The following is a 17,967-nucleotide window of genomic DNA, read 5'->3' as shown; positions in this document are numbered from 1 at the left end:
GCATGCGTGACGCGAAGTGCGTCACGTGTCATGCGCGGTACGGCGTGCGGCGTGCGGGACGGAGCGTGACGCGGTATGCCGGTGCGCGGGTGCGGTGGCCGTACCGGCACGTCAGGATGGCCGAGGGGCCGTGAGCGGCGATACTGGCGGCACGTTCCACCCACCCCGAGCACCACCGTTCCACCCGATGCGACGCACCACCGGATGTATAAGGAGCAGGCGGTATGACCAACACAGCCCAGATCGGCGTCACGGGACTCGCGGTCATGGGCCGCAACCTCGCCCGCAATTTCGCCCGCAACGGCTACACGGTGGCGTTGCACAACCGGACGGCGTCCCGTACGCACGCGCTGGTGGAGGAGTTCGGGCACGAGGGCGACTTCGTCGCGGCGGAGACCGCCAAGGAGTTCGTGGCCGCGCTGGAGCGCCCGCGCCGCCTGGTCATCATGGTGAAGGCGGGCGAGCCCACCGACGCGGTGATCCAGGAGTTCGCCCCTCTCCTGGAGCCCGGCGACATGATCATCGACGGCGGCAACGCGCACTTCGCGGACACCCGGCGCCGTGAGCGGGAGCTGCGCGAGCAGGGCATCCACTTCGTGGGCACCGGCATCTCCGGCGGCGAGGAGGGCGCGCTGCACGGGCCGAGCATCATGCCGGGCGGCTCGAAGGAGTCGTACGAGTCGCTGGGCCCGATGCTGGAGAAGATCTCCGCGAAGGCCAAGGACGGGGCGCCGTGCGTCACGCACATCGGCCCGGACGGCGCCGGCCACTTCGTGAAGATGGTGCACAACGGCATCGAGTACGCCGACATGCAGCTGATCGGTGAGGCGTACCAGCTGCTGCGCGACGTGGCGGGCTACTCCCCCGCGCAGATCGCCGACATCTTCCGCACCTGGAACACCGGCCGCCTCGACTCCTACCTGATCGAGATCACCGCGGAGGTCCTGTCCCACGTGGACTCGGCCACCGGCAAGCCGTTCGTGGACGTGGTGGTGGACCAGGCCGAGCAGAAGGGCACGGGACGCTGGACCGTGCAGATCGCGCTCGACCTGGGCGTGCCGGTCTCGGGTATCGCGGAGGCGGTCTTCGCGCGGTCCCTGTCCGGCCACGCCTCGCTGCGCGAGGCCTCGCGCGGCCTGGCGGGCCCCAAGGCGTCCCCGCTGCCGGAGTCGGAGGCGGGCGCCTTCGCCGACCGGGTGGAACAGGCGCTGTACGCCTCGAAGATCGTGTCGTACACGCAGGGCTTCCACGAGATCGCCGCGGGCAGCGAGGAGTACGGCTGGGACATCGACCTCGGCGCGGTCTCCTCCATCTGGCGCGGCGGCTGCATCATCCGGGCCGCGTTCCTGGACCGCATCCGCGCCGCCTACGACGCCCGGCCTGACCTGCCGAGCCTGCTGTCGGACGAGACCTTCGCACAGGAGATCGCTGCGGCCCAGGACGACTGGCGCGAGGTCCTGGTGGCCGCGACCCGTCAGGGCGTGCCCGCGCCGGGCTTCTCGGCGGCCCTCGCCTACTACGACGCGCTGCGCGCCGAGCGCCTGCCGGCCGCCCTCACCCAGGGCCAGCGCGACTTCTTCGGCGCGCACACCTACCGGCGGGTGGACCGTGACGGCGCCTTCCACACGCTGTGGGGCGGGGACCGGTCGGAGGTGACCGCGTAGGACGCGGCGCCGTCCGGGGGTACGGGAAGGCGGGTGGGCGGCTCTCGGGCCGCCCACCCGCCTGATGCCCGCTTCTACGTGAGCGGAGGGCCCGGTTCGGGGTTGGGCACCGGCTCCGGACCCGGGGGTACGGGAGAGGGCGAGGGCCCGGGCGGGCCCGGTTCGGGGGGCGGTGACGGCACGGGCCCCGGCGGCGGTGGTCCGGGCGTGGGGGCGGGCGAGGGGCCGGGCGGCGGCTCGGGGGGTGTGGGCACCGGGCCCGGGGGCGGACCGGGCGTGGGCGGTACGGGGACCGGGTCCGGCTGCGGCGGCGGCTGGGGATCCGGGCCCGGCGCGGGTCCCGGCCCGGGGCCAGGGGTGGGTCCGGGCGGTACGGGGTCGGGGTACGGGTTGGTCATGGCGTCCTCCGGCCAGTCGGTCGACATCGGCTCTGGACTATTCCCCCGCCTACCCGAGCGCCGCCCGGCCAGTCACCCGTGGGCGCCACGCCGAGGACCCGGGTGGGCGCACGGGGCGCGTCCGGCGCGGGGTGAGGCCGGGGAGGTCAGGCGCGGGCCGTGCTGGGCATGCCGCCCGCGCTGTCCGTTCCGTCCACGTCGTCCGTTCTGTCCGTGCCCAGTGCTGCCCGTGCCGCCGCCGCGAGGCCAAGGCGGGGGCTGGAGAGGACGGGCACGGGTGTGGTCGTCAGCCGGGCGGCCGGGGCCATGGATGCCTGGGCGAGGACGATCACGTCGGCGTGGCCGGCCGTGTCCACGGCGGCGGCCACTTCCCCGACGTAACCGGCCGTGTCGCCGGACTCGAAGCGGGCCCAGGCCCCGTCGGCCAGAAGGGTGCGCACGGTCACGGGACGCCCGGCGCGGCGGGCCTCCTCCTCGACGAGCGCGACGGTCGGGCCGAGCGTGCTCTCCAGCGCGGCGACGACCACGACACGCGGGCCCACCGCCACAGCCTCGGCCGCCATCGGCCGGTCCAGCCGCAGCACGGGCACCGCCGGCCCGGCCCCGGCCCCCTCCGACTCGGCGACCGCGCCGAGGGTCGAACACGTGCACAGCACCGCGCGGGCGCCCTCGGCCACGGCCCGGTCCAGCGCCGCGCGCACCTCGTCCCGTACCGCCTCGGGGCCTTCCTCGCGCGCCCGGCTCAGCAGGTCCTCGTCGACGAAGTGGCGCAGCCACAGGCCGGGGTGGTCCTCGTCGCGCAGGGCGTCGAAGACCGGGACGTGCAGCGGCGAGGTGTGCAGCAGGGCGAGCGTGTCCTTCGGCACCGGCGGGCTCAGAACCGCTCGGGGTGCGCCGCGAGCCAGTCCCGCGCCGCCCGCAACTGCTCGGCGTCGGCCGCCGGGGCCTCGTCGCGGTGGCGCTCGGCCCACTTCACGACGTACGGGCACAGCGGGGCCACCGAGACGCCCTCCCGCCCAGCGGCGGCGTACAGCTCACGGGCCAGCGAGCCCGCGATGCCCTTGCCCTCGTGGGCGGGTTCCACCACCGTGTGGACGGGGACCAGGGCTGGCCGGGGCGCGTCGAGCACGAAGTACTCGATGCGGCCCACCACTTCGCCGCCGTCACCGACCGCCTCGAGGCGTCCGGCCGCACGGTCGTCGCGGATCTCGATGTCACTCATCGGCACGCTCCCTGGTCGGTGTCCGGCGTCTCTACATTGTCCCGTCAGGCCGGGACGACCGCCTGCGGGCTGCGCCGCTGGTCCGAGCCCGGCACCGGCGCGGAGGGGTCGGCGCCCAACTCGACGATCCGGTTGTCCGCGTCCACGTGCACGACCCTCGGCCGCAGCTCCCGCGCCTCGGCGTCGGCGACCTGAGCGTAGCTGATGATGATCACCAGGTCGCCCGGGTGGACGAGGTGGGCCGCGGCGCCGTTGATCCCGACGACACCGGAGCCCCGCTCGCCCTCGATGACGTACGTCTCCAGCCGCGCCCCATTGGTGATGTCGACGATGTGCACGAGCTCACCGGGCAGCAGATCGGCGGCGTCGAGGAGGTCGGCGTCGATGGTCACCGATCCCACGTAGTGCAGGTCGGCCTGGGTGACGGTGGCGCGGTGGATCTTGGACTTGAACATGGTGCGCAGCATGTTGGACTCCTAGAAGACGGCTCCCTGCCGGCTTTTCGCAGGTCAAGGGCAGTCTTCACTCTACACTGGCACACGTCGGACTCGAAGATTGGGAACAACATCGGTCCACTATGAGAAGAAAGCGGCCTGCCTGTGCTTCCGTCCGGGCCAGGCTGTTGTGAACGCCGCCGATCAGACGTCTGCCAGGAGGGCCCTCTGGGGACTGACGTTGATCAGGCGGCGACTTACTTGACGACACGTCAGTTATGAGAAGTCGGACGCGCGTGAACAAGGTCAGCGACGACGCCATGATCTTGATGCTCGAGTGGCGGCCCCGTGATTCGTGGCATCGATGGATGCCGAGCAGAACTCAGTCCGCGAGGTCGGCCTTGCCGAACAGGACCGCGTAACTGGAGGGAAGCTGGCTGATGATCTGATTCAGCTCTCCGCCGGTGACAGCGTCGGCAACGGTGGTCAGGACCGCGCTGGCGTCCCACTGCGCCGTACGCGGCCGGGCATGGGTGCGCTCGGCGACCCGGCGGTAGAACTCCTCGATCCCGAAGCTCTGCGCTTGCTGCGGCGTGGCATGATCCAGAACTTGTCCCAGTGGGCCGGGCAGTTGTGATGCGAGGTCCTTGACCTCTCCCGGGCTGATCCGTTGGGCCAGTACTTCCAGCACGGCGTTGGTGACGTCCGCGGCTTCGTCCTGGTCGTTGTATTCGCCTCGCTCGCGCACACGGGCGAGGAATCCGTCGTATTTCATCGCTGACCTCCTTCTGCCTTGGTCACCGCTGGTCATGGGGGGCGCCCGGTGCGCCGTCGGGCGGCCGCGCCCGTCCGCCGGCGCGTAGCTGCCGTTCGCAAGGCCGTGGTCCAGTCGGTCGCCGCTCGTCGGGCCGGCTTCTTGGAGCGCGTGGGTTGTCTGTTCGATCTCGTCGTCGAGGCTTGTCCGGCCGTGGCGGACGTACGACCTGCCGTGCCCGCGGTGCCTGCCAGCCTCGGCGCGTACAGGGTGCTGCCCGCGCACGGCGATTTCCACCGACGCGGCGGGTGCTGCGGCGCAGGGGCTTGCGTTCACGCTCCTTGATCTCTCCGGTGACCACGAGTTCGGGACCGTTGGCTTCTACGTCAATGTCCTTGCTCTTCACACCGGGGAGTTCGATCTCCATGTGGAACGCGTCCTCGGACTCGGACACGTCCGCGAGGGGCGTCCACGCGACCGCGGCTGCCGCGCCCACAGTCGACTCCACGCAGGCCGCTCATCTGGTTGAGCAGTTCGTCGAACTCGACCAGGGGATTGACGGGGGTGGGTGCCCAGACGGGCCTTTCCTGCAGGCCGCCACCGTGGTGGCGCCGGGCGGGCATGGCATCGCAATCGCCTCCTTCTTCCTTCTCGTGATCTCGCTGTCCGCCCTTCTGTCATGCGAGCCATGCGGACTCCTTGTGACGTATGTGTGGGGAGACGTCCGCGTGGCCCGCGACGGCTGACGTGCCCGTGGTGCCGGGTACGGCCGAGTGCCCCAGGTGCCGGTGCACGAAGTGGATGGCCATCGCGCCCTCACCGGCCGCGGAGGCCACCCGCTTGACCGAGCCGCTGCGGACGTCCCCTACCGCGAAGACCCCGGGCAGGCTGGTCTCCAGGGTCATGTTCGAGCGTCCGAGGCCGTGCCACACCTCGGGACGGGCGCAGGCTTCCTGAGCCTCCGGGCCGGTGAGGACGAAGCCGCGGGAGTCGAGGGCGATGGTGCCGGCGAGCCACTCGGTGTGGGGTTCGGCGCCGGTGAAGACGAACAGGCTCCGTACCGCGAGCCGGCGGTGCCCGCCCGTGCGGTTGTCGACCACGTCGAGCTCCTCCAGCACCTCCTGGCCGATGACCTCGGTGACCTCGGTGTGCAGCATGACCTCCACCCGCGGATGGCGCTCGACCTGGTCGACCAGGTAGCGGGACATGTTGGCCTCGAGGCTGGATCCCCGGACCAGCAGGTGCACCTTCGGCGCGTACCCGGCGAGGAACAGCACCGCCTGGCCCGCCGAGTTGCCCCCGCCGACGACGGCCACCGGGTCGGTGCGGCACTGCTGGGCCTCGTAGACGGTCGCCGAGTAGTGCACGCTCGTTCCCTCCAGGCGTTCGATGCCGGGCACCTGGAGCCGGCGGTAGCGGGCACCCGTGGCCAGGACGACGGCGCGGGCGGCGATCTCGCTGCCGTCGGCGAACGCCACCACGTAGTGGTCCTCGTCCTTGGGGTGGAGACCGGTCGCCTCCAGCGGAAGGCTGATCCTGGCGCCGAACTTGTCGGCCTGGAGCACCGCGCGTTCGGTGAGTTCGGCGCCGGAGATGCCGGACGGGAAGCCGAGCAGATTCTCGATGCGGGACGACGTGCCGGCCTGGCCACCGGTGGCCATCGCCTCCACCACCGTGGTACTCAGGCCCTCGGAGGCGGCGTAGACCGCGGCAGCGAGGCCGGCGGGTCCGGAGCCCACGATGAGGACGTCGCCGTGACGGTTTCCGGCGGGTAGTGACGGCAGGCCGATGAGCCGGGCCAGTTCCGCGTTGCTGGGGTTGCGCAACAGGGTCGTGTCCCGCCAGATGACGAGTGGTGTCTGTGCCGGGCCGACGCCGAAGCGGCGCAGCAGCTCCTCGGCCTCCCCGTCGGTCTCCAGGTCGATCCAGCGGTGCGGCAGCCGGTTGCGGACGGCGAACTCGCGCAGTCGTCTGGTGTCGGGCGAGTAGCGCGAGCCGATGATGCGGAAGCCGGCGCCCTGTCCGACGAGCAGCGCGCGACGGCACAGGCAGGCGCGCAGCACGATGTCCCCGATGGTGGGGTCCTGGGACACCAGGTGGCGCAACTGGTCCAAGGAGACGACGAGGACCTCGCCCGGCTCCCTGGCGACAGCGGTGTAGAAGGCCACTTGTCCGTAGAGCAGGCCGAGTTCGCCGATGAAGCGACCGGGGCCGTGGACGCGCAGCACGTGCTCCTCGGGAGTGCCGTAGTCCTCGACGACGGCGACGGTACCGCTGAGGACGACGAAGAACGTCTCGCAGCGCTCGCCCTCCCGGATCAGCACGTCGTCGGGAGCCATGTTCCGCCGTTGCCCGTGCTCGGCCAGACGTGCTGTCTGCTCCTCCGTGAGGCGCGGATACGCGCCGTAGATGTCCGGGGTCTCCCAGAAGGCGGCCTCGTCCGCTTTCTCCGGCACCGGTTCTTCGCCCGGCAGAGACCGGTCGCCGGACATCAGACGAACGCCTCGTGGACATAGCACCAGCGCCATTCCTCGCCGGGCTGGAACGACCGCACGATCGGATGGGCGACGGCAGCCGCGTGCCTGCGCGCGTGCTTGTTCGGCGAGGAGTCGCAGCAGCCGACGTGCCCGCAGGTCAGGCACAGCCTCAGGTGGACCCACGGGGAGCCGAGCATCAGACACTCCTGACACCCTTCCGGGGTCAGCGGCTGGACCGGCCGGACAAGCGCGAGGTGGGGGTCTGCGTGCAGGGTCATCCTGATCGCCCCTTCCGGGCAGTGATCGACTGTTCCACCCACTGGCGCAGAGCGGGGGCGGGCGCCGCGCCCGCCTGCCGGGCGACCGTCTCGCCCCGGTCGAGGATCAGCAGTGTCGGTACGGCCTGGACCTCGAAACGCCGCGACAGGCCCGGGTTCTTGTCGACGTCGACCCTGACGAGTTTGATTCGGCCGGCGAGATCGGTGGCGACCTTCTCCAGCGCGGGGCTGACCATGCGGCAGGGGCCGCACCAGGTGGCCCACAGGTCGACCACGACGGGGAGGCCGGCCCGCTCGGCGACCTCGGTGAAGTCGTCGTCGCCCGCGTCCACCATCCACGGTAGGGGCTGCTTGCAGTGGCCGCACTTGGGGCGGCCCTCCGCCGCGACGGGAACCCTGTTGGTGCGCCCGCAGTGGGGACAACTGACGGTGGTCGCCTGCATCGTGCTCATGCGGCCCGCGCTCCCTTCACGTCCTCCGGCTGGTCGTAGGTGACCACCAGCTCGCCGTGTTCGGCGTCGACGCGGACCGTCGCGCCGTCCTGGACGTCACCGCGCAGCAGGGCACGCCCGACCATCGTCTCGACCTCGTGGGAGATGTAACGCCGCAGCGGCCGGGCCCCGTACACGGGGTCGTAGCCCTGGTGGGCGATCACCTCCCTGGCCGCGTCGGTGAGTTCGACGGTGATGCGGCGTTCGGCGAGGCGACGGCGCAGTTCGTCGAACTGCAGCTCCACGATTTGCTCGATCTGCCGCTCGCCGAGCGGTTTGAACAGCACGATGTCGTCGACGCGGTTGAGGAACTCCGGGCGGAAGTGCCCGCGCAGCTCGCCCATCACCAGGGCGCGGGCGTCCGGCTTGATCTCGCCCTCGGCGGTGGCACCGTCGAGGAGGTGCTCGGAGCCGATGTTGGACGTCATGATGATCACCGTGTTGCGGAAGTCGACGGTGCGGCCCTGGGCGTCGGTGATGCGGCCGTCGTCGAGGACCTGCAGCAGGGTGTTGAAGACATCGGTGTGCGCCTTCTCGATCTCGTCGAACAGCACGACCGAGTACGGCTTGCGGCGTACGGCCTCGGTGAGCTGGCCGCCTTCCTCGAAGCCGACGTATCCGGGCGGTGCGCCCATGAGCCGGCTGACGGTGTGCCGCTCCTGGTACTCACTCATGTCGAGGCGGACCATGTTCTCCTCGGAGTCGAACAGGGCCGCCGCGAGGGTCTTGGCGAGCTCGGTCTTCCCGACGCCGGTGGGGCCGAGGAAGATGAACGAGCCGATGGGGCGGCGCGGGTCGCGGATGCCGGAGCGGGCGCGGATGATGGCGTCGGCGACGAGTTTGACGGCCTCGTCCTGGCCGATGACGCGCTCGCGCAGGATCTCGTCGAGGCGCAGCAGCTTCTCGCGTTCGCCCTCCTGGAGGCGGGCGACGGGGATGCCGGTCCAGGCGGCGACGATCTCGGCGATCTCCTCCTCGGTGACGACCTCGCGCAGCAGCCGGTTCTGCCCCTGTTTGGCGGCCAGTTGCTCCTCCTCGGCCTTCAGCCGGCGCTCCAGCTCCTGGAGGCGGCCGTAGCGGAGTTCGGCGGCGCGGTTGAGGTCGTAGGCGCGTTCGGCCTCCTCCGCCTCGAGGCGGACCTGCTCCAGTTCCTGGCGCAGTTCCTGCACGCGGCGGATGGCCTGCCTCTCGGCCTCCCACTGGGCGCGTTTGGCGTCGGCCTCGCCGCGCAGGTCGGCCAGTTCCCTGCGCAGTTCCTCCAGGCGGGCCTTGCTGGCGGCGTCGGTCTCCTTGGACAGGGCCGCCTCCTCGATCTCCAGGCGGGTGACGCGGCGGGTGATCTCGTCGAGTTCGGCCGGCATCGAGTCGATCTCGGTACGCAGCCGGGCGCACGCCTCGTCGACGAGGTCGATGGCCTTGTCGGGCAGGAACCGGTCGGTGATGTAGCGGTGGCTGAGGGTGGCCGCGGAGACCAGTGCGGTGTCCTGGATCTTCACGCCGTGGAAGACCTCAAGCCGTTCGCGCAGTCCGCGCAGGATGGAGATGGTGTCCTCCACGCTCGGCTCGTCGACCAGCACCTGCTGGAAGCGGCGTTCGAGTGCGGCGTCCTTCTCGATGTGCTTGCGGTACTCGTCGAGGGTGGTGGCGCCGATCATGTGGAGTTCGCCGCGGGCGAGCATCGGCTTGAGCATGTTGCCCGCGTCCATGGCCCCTTCGGCGGCACCCGCGCCGACGACGGTGTGGAGTTCGTCGACGAAGAGCAGGATGCGTCCCTGGGCGGCCTTGACCTCGGACAGGACGGCCTTGAGGCGTTCCTCGAACTCGCCGCGGTACTTGGCGCCGGCGACCAGGGAGCCCATGTCGAGAGCGAACACCGTCTTGTCGCGCAGACCCTCGGGGACGTCACCCCGAACGATGCGCTGGGCCAGGCCCTCGACGATGGCGGTCTTGCCGACGCCGGGATCGCCGATGAGGACGGGGTTGTTCTTGGTCTTGCGGCTGAGGATCTGGGTGACGCGGCGGATCTCCGCATCACGGCCGATGACCGGGTCCAGCCGCCCGGACCGAGCCTCGAGGACGAGGTCACGGCCGTACTTCTCCAGAGCCTCGTAGGCCACTTCGGGGTTGGCGGAGGTGACGCGCTGGTTGCCGCGGACCTGGGTGAGCGCGCTCAGGAACGAATCCCGGGTCACGCCGTGCTCCTTGAGCAGGCGTCCGGCGGCGGTCGCCGAGCCCTCCTCGGCCAGGGCGAGCAGGAGGTGCTCCACCGACACGTACTCGTCCTTCAGGCGTCTGGCCTCCCGCTGGGCGGCATCGAGCAGGCGGGACAGGCGCTGAGTGACGAAGACCTGGCCGGGTGTCGCGCCGGGACCGGTGACCTTCGGGCGGCGGGAGAGTTCCTCGCGCACGGCCGCGCGCAGCTCCTTCGGCTCGGTACCGGCCTGTTGCAGCAACCGTGGGATCAGACCGTCCTCCTGATCGAGAAGCGCGAGCAGCAGGTGTTCCCCGTCGACCTCGGTCTGCCCCATGCGGACGGCAGCGGTCTGTGCCTCTTGGAGGGCTTCCTGGGACTTCTGGGTGAGACGGTTCATGTCCATGGGGGTGTTTCACTCCTCATACCGACGCGGCGCAGGGCGGCTTCGAGCAGGCTGATGCGCTCCAGCAGGTCGAGCACCAGACCGATGGATGCGTAATTCAGGCACAGCCCGGTACGCAGCCGCTGGACGCGGGCGAGAGCGGCCGGCGCCGTGGGTTCGAACACCAGTCCTCCGGAGGCGTCCCGCTCGGCCTCGACCAGGCCCAGAGCGACGAACCGGCGGATGAGGTCGGGATGGACGCCGGAGCGGCGGGCCACGGTCTGCAGAGAGAGCCTGGGCACCGGCACGATCGCGTACCGCACGCGTGTCGGCACGGGTGTTGTCAGCCGGGGCGCCTGGCGCGCCCCTCCTCGTGGGTCACTCATCGTGTCCTCCTGGGGTCGAACGAGGAGACGGCGGCGAGTTCTTCGAACAGTGCGCGCTCCCGGTCGCTGAGCCTGGGCGGCACCATGATCCGGAGCTCGGCGTAGAGGTTGCCGTCCGTGCCACGCGGGTTCGGCATGCCCTCACCGCGCAGCCGCAGCCGCCGGCCGCTGGAGGACCCGGCGGGCACGGTCACCTTGGCCGTGCCCCCGCTCGGCGTGGGCACCGGAACCGTCGCGCCCAGGGCGGCCTCCCAAGGGGTGACCGCAAGCTGCACGTATACGTCCCGGCCATCGAGTCGGAACTGGGGGTGGGGCTGGATCCGGACCCGCAGATACAGGTCCCCCGCGGGGGCGTCACCACTGCCCCGGCCGCCCTCGCCCGCCAGCCGGATGCGCTGCCCGTCGACGACGCCGGGTGGCACGTCCACGTCGTAGCGCCGCGGCCCGGACGGCCCGGCGAGGGTGACGGTGCGGCGGCCTCCGCGGTAGGCCTCCTCCACGGTGAGCGGCAGTTCGGCCTCCTGGTCGGCTCCGGGGACACGCATCCGTCCGGCGCCCCCGAAGAGCGAGCCGAACAGGTCGTCGACATCGACGCCCTCCGTGCCGAAGCCACTGGTGGCATACCGGACCCGGGGGCCGTCCCCGGTGGACCAGCGGAAACCGCCGCCGGGTCCCGCGCCTGCACCGACCCGCTCCTCCCAGTCCTCGGGCACCTTCCGGAAGTCCTCGCCGAAGCGGTCGTAACGGGCCCGCTGGTCAGGGTCGGACAGGACACTGAAGGCCTCATTGATCTCCTTGAACCGCTCCTCCGCCGCCGGGTCCTTGTTGACGTCGGGGTGGTACTTGCGGGCCAGAGTGCGATATGCCCGCTGGATCTCGTCCTTGTCCGCATTGCGCGGGACCCCGAGGACCTCGTAGAAATCGCGTGCCATGGCCGCTCACTCCCGCTTGGCGACGGTCACGGCGGCCGGCCTCAGCTGCCGCTGGGCATCGCCGTAGCCGGGGCGCAGCACCTGCGCCACGGTGTTCGGTTCGGCATCGGGGTCCTGCACCACGCCGACGACCTCGTGCCGGGAGGGGTCGAACGGGACGCCGGTCTCGGCGTGACGCTCGTAGCCCAAACGTTCAAGGATGGACACGGCCTGGTCGCGCACGGCGCGCACCCCTTCGACGATCGCCCCGGGGTCGGAGCCCGCGTGGTTCAGGGCCAGTTCGAGGTTGTCGATGACGGGAAGGAAGGCAGCGGCCGTGCGGGCGCGCTCGACCGCGCGCTCCCGGTCCAGTTCCCTGGCGTGTCGCTTGCGCAGGTTGTCCAGATCGGCGAGGGCACGCCGCCAGCGGTCCTCGACTTCTTTCAGCGCGGCCGCGTACTCGTCCTCGGCCCCGGCCGGCCCGGTGGCCGCGTCGGGCCCCGGTCCGGCCCGCGCGGTCGGCGGCGCGGGCTCGGGCAGGTCGCCCTGCAGCGGTTGTGCGGCCTCGTCGGGCGGCGGGTCGGACGATCGGTCCTGGGGAGGGATCGGCATGGCGGGTACCTCAGCCCTTGTCGAACTCGGCGTCGATCACGTCTTCGTCGCTGCCGGCACCGCCCTGCCCGGAGCCCTCCGGTCCCGTGGTCTGCGACGGACCACTCGCCGCCGCGGCTTCGGCCTGGTGAGCGGCGAGCCCGGCATGGACCTGCTGGAGTTCGGAGATCAGCGGCCTGACCTTGTCCACGCCGGCCTCATTCTTGACCGCGTCGCGGGCCTCGCCCACCAGCATCTCGGCACGGGCCTTTTCATGCGCGGGCGCGGCGTCGCCCAGTTCGTTCACGCGCTTTTCGACCTGGTAGGCGATCGCGTCGAGTTCGTTGCGGGCGTCGACGGCCTCGCGCAGTGCCTGGTCCTGGCCCCGGTTGCGGTCGGCCTCCTGGACCATGCGTTCGACCTCACTGCGGTCGAGGTTGGAGCTCTCGCTGATGGTGATGCCCTGTTCCTTGCCGGTGTCCTTGTCGCGCGCGCTGACGTTGAGGATGCCGTTGGCGTCGATGTCGAAGGTGACCTCGATCTGGGGTTCGCCCCGCGGCGCCGGGCGGATGTCGGTGAGCTGGAACCGGCCGAGCACCCGGTTGTCGGCGGCCCGCTCGCGCTCGCCCTGGAGGACGACGATGTCGACGGCGGGCTGGTTGTCCTCGGCTGTGGAGAAGGTCTCGCTGCGGCGCACGGGGATGGTGGTGTTCCGCTCGATGATCTTCGTCATCACTCCGCCGCGCGTCTCCACGCCCAGCGACAGGGGGGTGACGTCGAGCAGCAGGACGTCCTTGACCTCACCCTTGAGCACCCCGGCCTGGATGGCGGCGCCCAGCGCCACGACCTCATCGGGGTTGACGCTCATGTTGGGTTCCTTGCCGCCCGTCAGCCGACGCACGAGGGCCTGGACAGCGGGGATGCGGGTGGAGCCGCCGACGAGGATGACCTCGTCGATGTCGTTGTCGCTGACCTTGGCGTCGTCCATGGCCTGCCGCACCGGACCGAGGCAGCGCTCCACCAGATCCCCGGTGATCTGCTCGAACGTGGACCGCATGATCGAGTCGGTGAGATGCTTGGGCCCGGAGGCGTCGGCGGTGATGAACGGCAGGCTGACCTGGGTCTGGGTGACGGAGCTGAGCTCGGTCTTGGCCTTCTCCGCCGCCTCGAACAGGCGTTGCAGCGCCTGCGGGTCCTTGCGCAGGTCGATGCCGTTCTCCTTCTGGAAGTCGTCCGCGAGGTAGTCGACCAGACGCCGGTCGAAGTCGTCGCCGCCCAGATGGCTGTCACCCGCCGTGGAACGCACCTCGACCACGCCGTCGCCGACATCGAGGATGCTGACGTCGAAGGTGCCGCCGCCCAGGTCGAAGACGAGGACGGTCTCGTGCTGCTTCTTGTCCATGCCGTACGCGAGGGCGGCCGCCGTCGGCTCGTTGATGATCCGCAGCACTTCCAGTCCCGCGATCCGTCCGGCGTCACGGGTGGCGGTGCGCTGGGCGTCGTTGAAGTAGGCGGGCACCGTGATGACCGCCTCCGTGACCCGTTCCCCCAGCTGCTTGGAGGCGTCGTCGGCGAGTTTGCGCAGCACCAGGGCGCTGATCTCCTCAGGCGCGTACAGCTTGTCACGCACCTTGAAGCGGGCCTCGCCGTTGTCTCCCGGGACGACGTCGTAGGCGACGGCCTTGGCCTCGTCGGAGATCTCGTCGTAGTGCCGGCCGATGAACCGCTTGGCCGAGTAGATGGTGCCCTTGGGATTGAGGATCGCCTGGCGGCGGGCCAACTGGCCCACCAGCCGCTCGCCTGTGTCGGTGAAGGCCACCACGGACGGTGTGGTCCGGTTGCCCTCGCTGTTGGGCACGACGGTCGGCTCGCCACCCTCCCACACGGCGATCACCGAGTTGGTGGTGCCCAGGTCGATGCCCACTGCCTTGGCCATGAGGAACTCCTTCCGCGGCGGTCGACGTCCGTCGGCGACCGTTCATCCTCCGGGCCCTGTCCGCCCGGCTTCGAAACTCGTTCAGCTGGGGGCGGGGTCGCTGCGCGGGCGCCGGCCCCCGGAGGAGGCGCTCTCCGGGTTCGCGCCGGCCCTGCTGTCCAGCTCGGCGACCAGCCGGACGGCCTCATCGGCGACGTCCTCGTCCACCACGACGTCGTACCGGCTGGGCTCCATCGAGCGGACCGAGGCGAAGTTCCGGCGGCCGCGCTGGGCCGCGTGCAACAGCAGGCCGAGCAGCGCACCGACGACCGCTCCGAAGATCAACCCGTACAGCGCGAGGAGCAGACCGGAGACGACCGGATTCAGCCAGTTCAGCAGCCCGAAGATCCAGCCGACGAGTACGCCGGGCAGCGCTCCGGCGGCCGCGCCGTGGAGGGCGGCCTCGCCGTACCCCATTCGACCGATCACCTGTTCGACAAGGCGCATGTCCCGACCGATGATCGCCACCTTCTGCACGGGAAATCCCTGGTCGGCCAGGTGATCGACGGCACGTTCGGCTTCCTGGTACGTCGAGTACGAGGCAACGGCCCTGCGGGCCTGCTCGGTCACGTCCACTCCTTCCGCCTGAGGACCGCCGAGCGGTCCCGACAATCCCCAGGGTGGCTGTTTGGCCGGCCTCCCCGCCTGCGCCCGGCGGGTCGAAAAGTGGCACCGGCGCTCGGTCTGCGAGGGCAGTAAGCGGGACGACGACGCGGACTCGGCTCGCGGCGGGGTACCTCAGGGACTCCTCCCTTCTCTCCGGGCTGTACGGCGCACCGCGGCGGTCCTGTCCCTGGGCGTGGCGACGTTCGACTCGGCGGCGCGACGCTACGGACCGGCGGCCGTACGTGAGGCGACCACGACGGCTGACCGGCCCGTGGGCGTGGTAGTCGTCGACGGAGGCGTCGGCGACCAAGCGGTCCACGGGGAAGGTTCCTGCCGCGTTGAGGTCGAACTGGCGGGCCTGGATCTCGCCGGTACGTGGAGCGAGACGATCTCGGTTGTCGCCCCTGCGCCCTGCAGCGCACCGCGCGGCTGGTCGAGTTCCACGCGCTCGACGCCGTCGGTGGCGCGACTGCTACAGCAGCCGGTCGAACACCGCGGTCACGCCGTCCCAGTGGCTGGTCTGCGGGTTCTTGATGTCCGGATACATGATTTTGAACGTCTCGGCGAGGGCAACGCTGAGACCGCCGATGATCTCGGGGTAGCGCTCTTCGGTCTCCTGGGTGGGTGTCCTGTCGAGAGGAGGGTGCGCGGCGAGCTGTTCCACGATCGGCTTCAGGTCGACCTCCTCGTCGAGCCGCCGGAACCGGTGGATGCTCTCCTGGAGGCCCTTGGTGATCGGCAGGTCCCACGGTTCGACGGTGTCCCGGCCGTTGGCCTTGGCCGACGCCTGGCCGACGACCAGGAGGTCGTAGAGCTTGGCGTCGACGAAGTCGCCGTACCGCTTCAGGTCGTTCTTGTCCACGTCGAGGCCTGCGGCGGCGCGGAAGAACCTCTCGAACTTCGACACACCCATCACGGTCATGCCTCTCGCCTCCTCACCGGGAACCGGACGGCGTCGTTCGCTCCCGCCAGCGCCGCCATCGGCTGTTACCGGTCGAGATTCGCAGAGCCCACTGCTGAACGCCTCCGCATCCCAGGCCGAAAAGGACCACCCCCTCCTACCCTGGCAGAGCAGCATGAAATGCGCGGGCATCCCCCGGCCGGCCGTACGGCCGGCCCTCCGCAGGAAGCTGCGGCGTCGCAGCGCCTCGATCGAGAGCCGCTGAATCGACCTGGCAGTGTGGCTGATGGCCCGACAGCTCGCCGCCGTCGAACGCTCCCGACGCCGAACGGGCCGAACGGGCCGGCCGGAGACGCGACGGCGGGAAAGCCGCCCGCACCCACAGGCACGGCACCCCGACGCACATCCGGCAGACCGGCGCCGGTGTCCCCTTTGCCGTGACGGAGGCCGTCTGCACTTGTGCTCGGAGGCCTATGGAGCCCGCCGCTTTTCCGCCCGTCGGGAGCAGGCAGGGTGTGGCCAACATCCGGAGCATGGAAGTGGCCTCTGCTGAGGCGCATGCACCATGACGCGCATCAGCCCGCCCCCCCACGCACGACGCACCCTTCGGTGGCTGTCTCAGGTCCGACGCCAGGCAGTTGCAAAGCTTCAGAAAGGGAACGGCTCATGGACTACAACACCTTCCTCGACACCATCACCCGGCGCGCCCCTGTCCCCCCGGAGAAGGCGGAGCCCCTCACCCGTGCCACCCTGGAGACCCTGGCCGAGCGGCTCACCAGGGGGGAGGCGGAGGACCTCGCGTCCGAACTGCCCAAGCCGCTGAAGGAACCGCTGGTCTCTCCCACTCCGGAGGCCGAGCCCTTCGGACTCGACGAGTTCATCAACCGGGTGAGCAGGCGAGCAGGGGTGAGCCCGGACGAGGCCCGCGAGGGCGTACGGGCCGAGCTGAGCACCCTGAGGGACGCGGTCAGTGACGGCGAGTTCCGCCACGTGATGTCCCAGCTGCCCCGGGACTTCGAGGCTCTCGTCGGCGCCCCGGGCTAGAGGAGCCATGACCGACGAGGTCGGCGCCGTCATCGAGGAGACGGAACCGGCCGTGCTCCTCTCCGACTGGCACATCCGGTGGATGGCCACCGGCCGCACCACCCGGCGCTACGTCGGCGAGGGGATGCGCGAGGAGCTCCGGTCGCGCGACCTCAGCGCGCGTCTGATGCGCCCGGACTCGGCATGAAATCGCCGGAGGATCGCATGACACAACCGACAGTTCCCTCAGCCGACACACCCGTGGACGTCGAAGGCGGGGCGCAGCGGACGTTCTCCGAGCACACGGCCATGGCCAGGGCGTATCCCGGCGGCAGGATGACCGTTGGCGCCATCACCCCCCTGGAGGGCTTCGAAGGGCCCGTGCCGTCCCTGGCCGGGCACATCGAACGGATCCAGCAGGCCGAGCGGGCCGGCTTCGCCTCGGTGTGGGTCCGTGACGTGCCGCTGCTGGACCCGAGCTTCGGGGACGCCGGGCAGGTCTTCGACCCGTGGGTGTACCTGGGGCAGCTCAGTGCCCGCACCACCTCGATCACACTGGGGACCGCCAGCATCGTCATGCCGCTGCGGCATCCACTGCACACCGCCAAGGCGGCCGCCTCGGTGGACCAGCTGTCAGGCGGACGGCTCCTGCTCGGGGTGGCCACCGGTGACCGGCCCGTGGAGTTCCCGGCCTTCGGTCAGGACCTGGGCGGCCGGGCCGAGAGGTTCCGGCAGTCGCTGGAGTACTTCCGTGTCGTCCTCGAGCACCGTTTCCCGCACGTGGAGTCGCCGCTCGGCCGGATGCGCGGCACCGATCTGCTGCCCAAGCCGGTGTACCGGCGGATCCCCGTACTGATGACGGGACGCGGCAGGCAGGACGTCCGGTGGATCGCCGACAACACGGACGGCTGGCTCTACTACACCCCGCCGCTCCAGCAGCAGGCCGAGAACATCCAGCGGTGGCGGGAGCTGACCGAGGGCGATGGCGGGGGGTTCAAGCCGTACGCACAGGCTACCTATCTGGATCTGACCGAGGATCCGCTGACTCTGCCCCGGCGCATCCACCAGGGCTTCTCGGTGGGCCGGGTGTCGTTCCTGGCGATGATGCGGGCCTGGCAGGACATCGGCATCGACCAGCTGATGATCAACTTCAAGCACAGCCGCCGTCCGGTCGCCGAAGTGATCGACGAACTGGCCGAGCACGTGCTGCCGCACTTCCCGCCCGGGCGCTTTGGCGCGCGCGGCGAGCACCGGCCCGTGGAGCGGACCGGGCGCTGAGG

19 protein-coding genes and 1 pseudogene are annotated in these 17,967 nt (G+C 70.7%); 4 read left to right on the top strand and 16 right to left on the bottom strand.

Annotated elements, in window-relative coordinates; genetic code table 11:
• The first annotated feature begins 224 nt into the window (after positions 1–224).
• Complete coding sequence (gene gnd, locus IE217_RS10945) at positions 225–1,664, top strand: NADP-dependent phosphogluconate dehydrogenase (protein WP_190177586.1); 1,440 nt, start codon at positions 225–227, stop codon at positions 1,662–1,664.
• 544 nt (positions 1,665–2,208) lie between these two features.
• Here gnd and IE217_RS10940 read toward each other — a convergent pair.
• The 16 genes and pseudogenes from IE217_RS10940 to IE217_RS10870 all read right to left on the bottom strand — a co-directional run bounded on the left by IE217_RS10940 (position 2,209) and on the right by IE217_RS10870 (position 15,685).
• Positions 2,209–2,928: an aspartate/glutamate racemase family protein gene (locus IE217_RS10940; protein ID WP_190177585.1), complete on the bottom strand. Its 720-nt coding sequence runs from the start codon at positions 2,926–2,928 to the stop codon at positions 2,209–2,211.
• An 8-nt stretch (positions 2,929–2,936) separates the two neighbouring features.
• Positions 2,937–3,284, bottom strand: coding sequence for a GNAT family N-acetyltransferase (locus tag IE217_RS10935; RefSeq protein WP_190177584.1), 348 nt, complete (start codon positions 3,282–3,284; stop codon positions 2,937–2,939).
• 44 nt (positions 3,285–3,328) lie between these two features.
• Entirely contained in the window at positions 3,329–3,751 is a 423-nt protein-coding gene (gene panD / locus IE217_RS10930) for an aspartate 1-decarboxylase (RefSeq protein ID WP_190177583.1), read from the bottom strand.
• A gap of 349 nt (positions 3,752–4,100) precedes the next feature.
• Entirely contained in the window at positions 4,101–4,493 is a 393-nt protein-coding gene (locus IE217_RS10925) for a DUF2267 domain-containing protein (RefSeq protein WP_190177582.1), read from the bottom strand.
• Positions 4,494–4,515: 22 nt separating this feature from the next.
• Positions 4,516–4,899 carry an Hsp20/alpha crystallin family protein gene (locus IE217_RS34645; protein WP_229865210.1) on the bottom strand — a complete coding sequence of 128 codons (384 nt, stop codon included), beginning with the start codon at positions 4,897–4,899 and terminating at the stop codon, positions 4,516–4,518.
• 250 nt (positions 4,900–5,149) lie between these two features.
• Positions 5,150–6,964 (bottom strand): FAD-dependent oxidoreductase, encoded by a 1,815-nt coding sequence (locus tag IE217_RS10915; RefSeq protein ID WP_190177581.1) that lies wholly within the window; start codon positions 6,962–6,964, stop codon positions 5,150–5,152.
• Entirely contained in the window at positions 6,964–7,227 is a 264-nt protein-coding gene (locus tag IE217_RS10910; RefSeq protein ID WP_190177580.1) for a UBP-type zinc finger domain-containing protein, read from the bottom strand. The genes IE217_RS10915 and IE217_RS10910 overlap by 1 nt, the downstream gene beginning before the upstream one ends.
• Complete coding sequence (trxA, locus tag IE217_RS10905) at positions 7,224–7,679, bottom strand: thioredoxin (protein WP_190177579.1); 456 nt, start codon at positions 7,677–7,679, stop codon at positions 7,224–7,226. Before trxA ends, IE217_RS10910 begins: the two co-directional genes overlap by 4 nt.
• The gene (gene clpB / locus IE217_RS10900; protein ID WP_190177578.1) at positions 7,676–10,315 is read right to left on the bottom strand and encodes an ATP-dependent chaperone ClpB; all 2,640 of its coding nucleotides are present in this window, start codon (positions 10,313–10,315) and stop codon (positions 7,676–7,678) included. Before clpB ends, trxA begins: the two co-directional genes overlap by 4 nt.
• Positions 10,306–10,680 carry a chaperone modulator CbpM gene (locus IE217_RS10895; protein ID WP_229865209.1) on the bottom strand — a complete coding sequence of 125 codons (375 nt, stop codon included), beginning with the start codon at positions 10,678–10,680 and terminating at the stop codon, positions 10,306–10,308. The genes clpB and IE217_RS10895 overlap by 10 nt, the downstream gene beginning before the upstream one ends.
• Positions 10,677–11,612 carry a DnaJ C-terminal domain-containing protein gene (locus tag IE217_RS10890; protein ID WP_190177577.1) on the bottom strand — a complete coding sequence of 312 codons (936 nt, stop codon included), beginning with the start codon at positions 11,610–11,612 and terminating at the stop codon, positions 10,677–10,679. Before IE217_RS10890 ends, IE217_RS10895 begins: the two co-directional genes overlap by 4 nt.
• Before the next feature lie 6 nt (positions 11,613–11,618).
• A complete protein-coding gene (locus tag IE217_RS10885; protein ID WP_190177576.1) occupies positions 11,619–12,203 on the bottom strand; it encodes a nucleotide exchange factor GrpE in 585 nt (194 codons plus the stop codon).
• 10 nt (positions 12,204–12,213) lie between these two features.
• On the bottom strand, positions 12,214–14,118 hold the full coding sequence (gene dnaK, locus IE217_RS10880) for a molecular chaperone DnaK (RefSeq protein ID WP_190177575.1): 1,905 nt from the start codon (positions 14,116–14,118) through the stop codon (positions 12,214–12,216).
• Between the two features lie 81 nt (positions 14,119–14,199).
• On the bottom strand, positions 14,200–14,727 hold the full coding sequence (locus IE217_RS10875) for a YflT domain-containing protein (protein ID WP_229865206.1): 528 nt from the start codon (positions 14,725–14,727) through the stop codon (positions 14,200–14,202).
• Between the two features lie 310 nt (positions 14,728–15,037).
• Positions 15,038–15,207 (bottom strand): annotated as a pseudogene (locus tag IE217_RS34640) (peptidase C56); the annotation flags it as partial.
• 28 nt (positions 15,208–15,235) lie between these two features.
• Entirely contained in the window at positions 15,236–15,685 is a 450-nt protein-coding gene (locus IE217_RS10870) for a DUF1931 family protein (RefSeq protein ID WP_190177574.1), read from the bottom strand.
• Between the two features lie 645 nt (positions 15,686–16,330).
• On the opposite strand from IE217_RS10870, the gene IE217_RS10865 reads away from it, so the two are divergent.
• Genes IE217_RS10865 through IE217_RS10855 form a run of 3 tightly spaced genes read left to right on the top strand, consistent with a single transcriptional unit; the run spans position 16,331 to position 17,965 of the window.
• Positions 16,331–16,708, top strand: coding sequence for a DUF2267 domain-containing protein (locus IE217_RS10865; protein ID WP_190177573.1), 378 nt, complete (start codon positions 16,331–16,333; stop codon positions 16,706–16,708).
• Between the two features lie 7 nt (positions 16,709–16,715).
• Entirely contained in the window at positions 16,716–16,895 is a 180-nt protein-coding gene (locus IE217_RS10860; protein ID WP_190177572.1) for a hypothetical protein, read from the top strand.
• 17 nt (positions 16,896–16,912) lie between these two features.
• The gene (locus IE217_RS10855) at positions 16,913–17,965 is read left to right on the top strand and encodes an LLM class oxidoreductase (protein ID WP_229865205.1); all 1,053 of its coding nucleotides are present in this window, start codon (positions 16,913–16,915) and stop codon (positions 17,963–17,965) included.
• The last annotated feature ends 2 nt before the right edge of the window (positions 17,966–17,967 follow it).

The organism is Streptomyces naganishii JCM 4654, from assembly GCF_014650575.1.
GTDB lineage: Bacteria > Actinomycetota > Actinomycetes > Streptomycetales > Streptomycetaceae > Streptomyces > Streptomyces naganishii.
The sequence above is the reverse complement of the archived record's forward strand: the minus strand, read 5'-3'. Positions and strand labels throughout refer to the sequence as shown.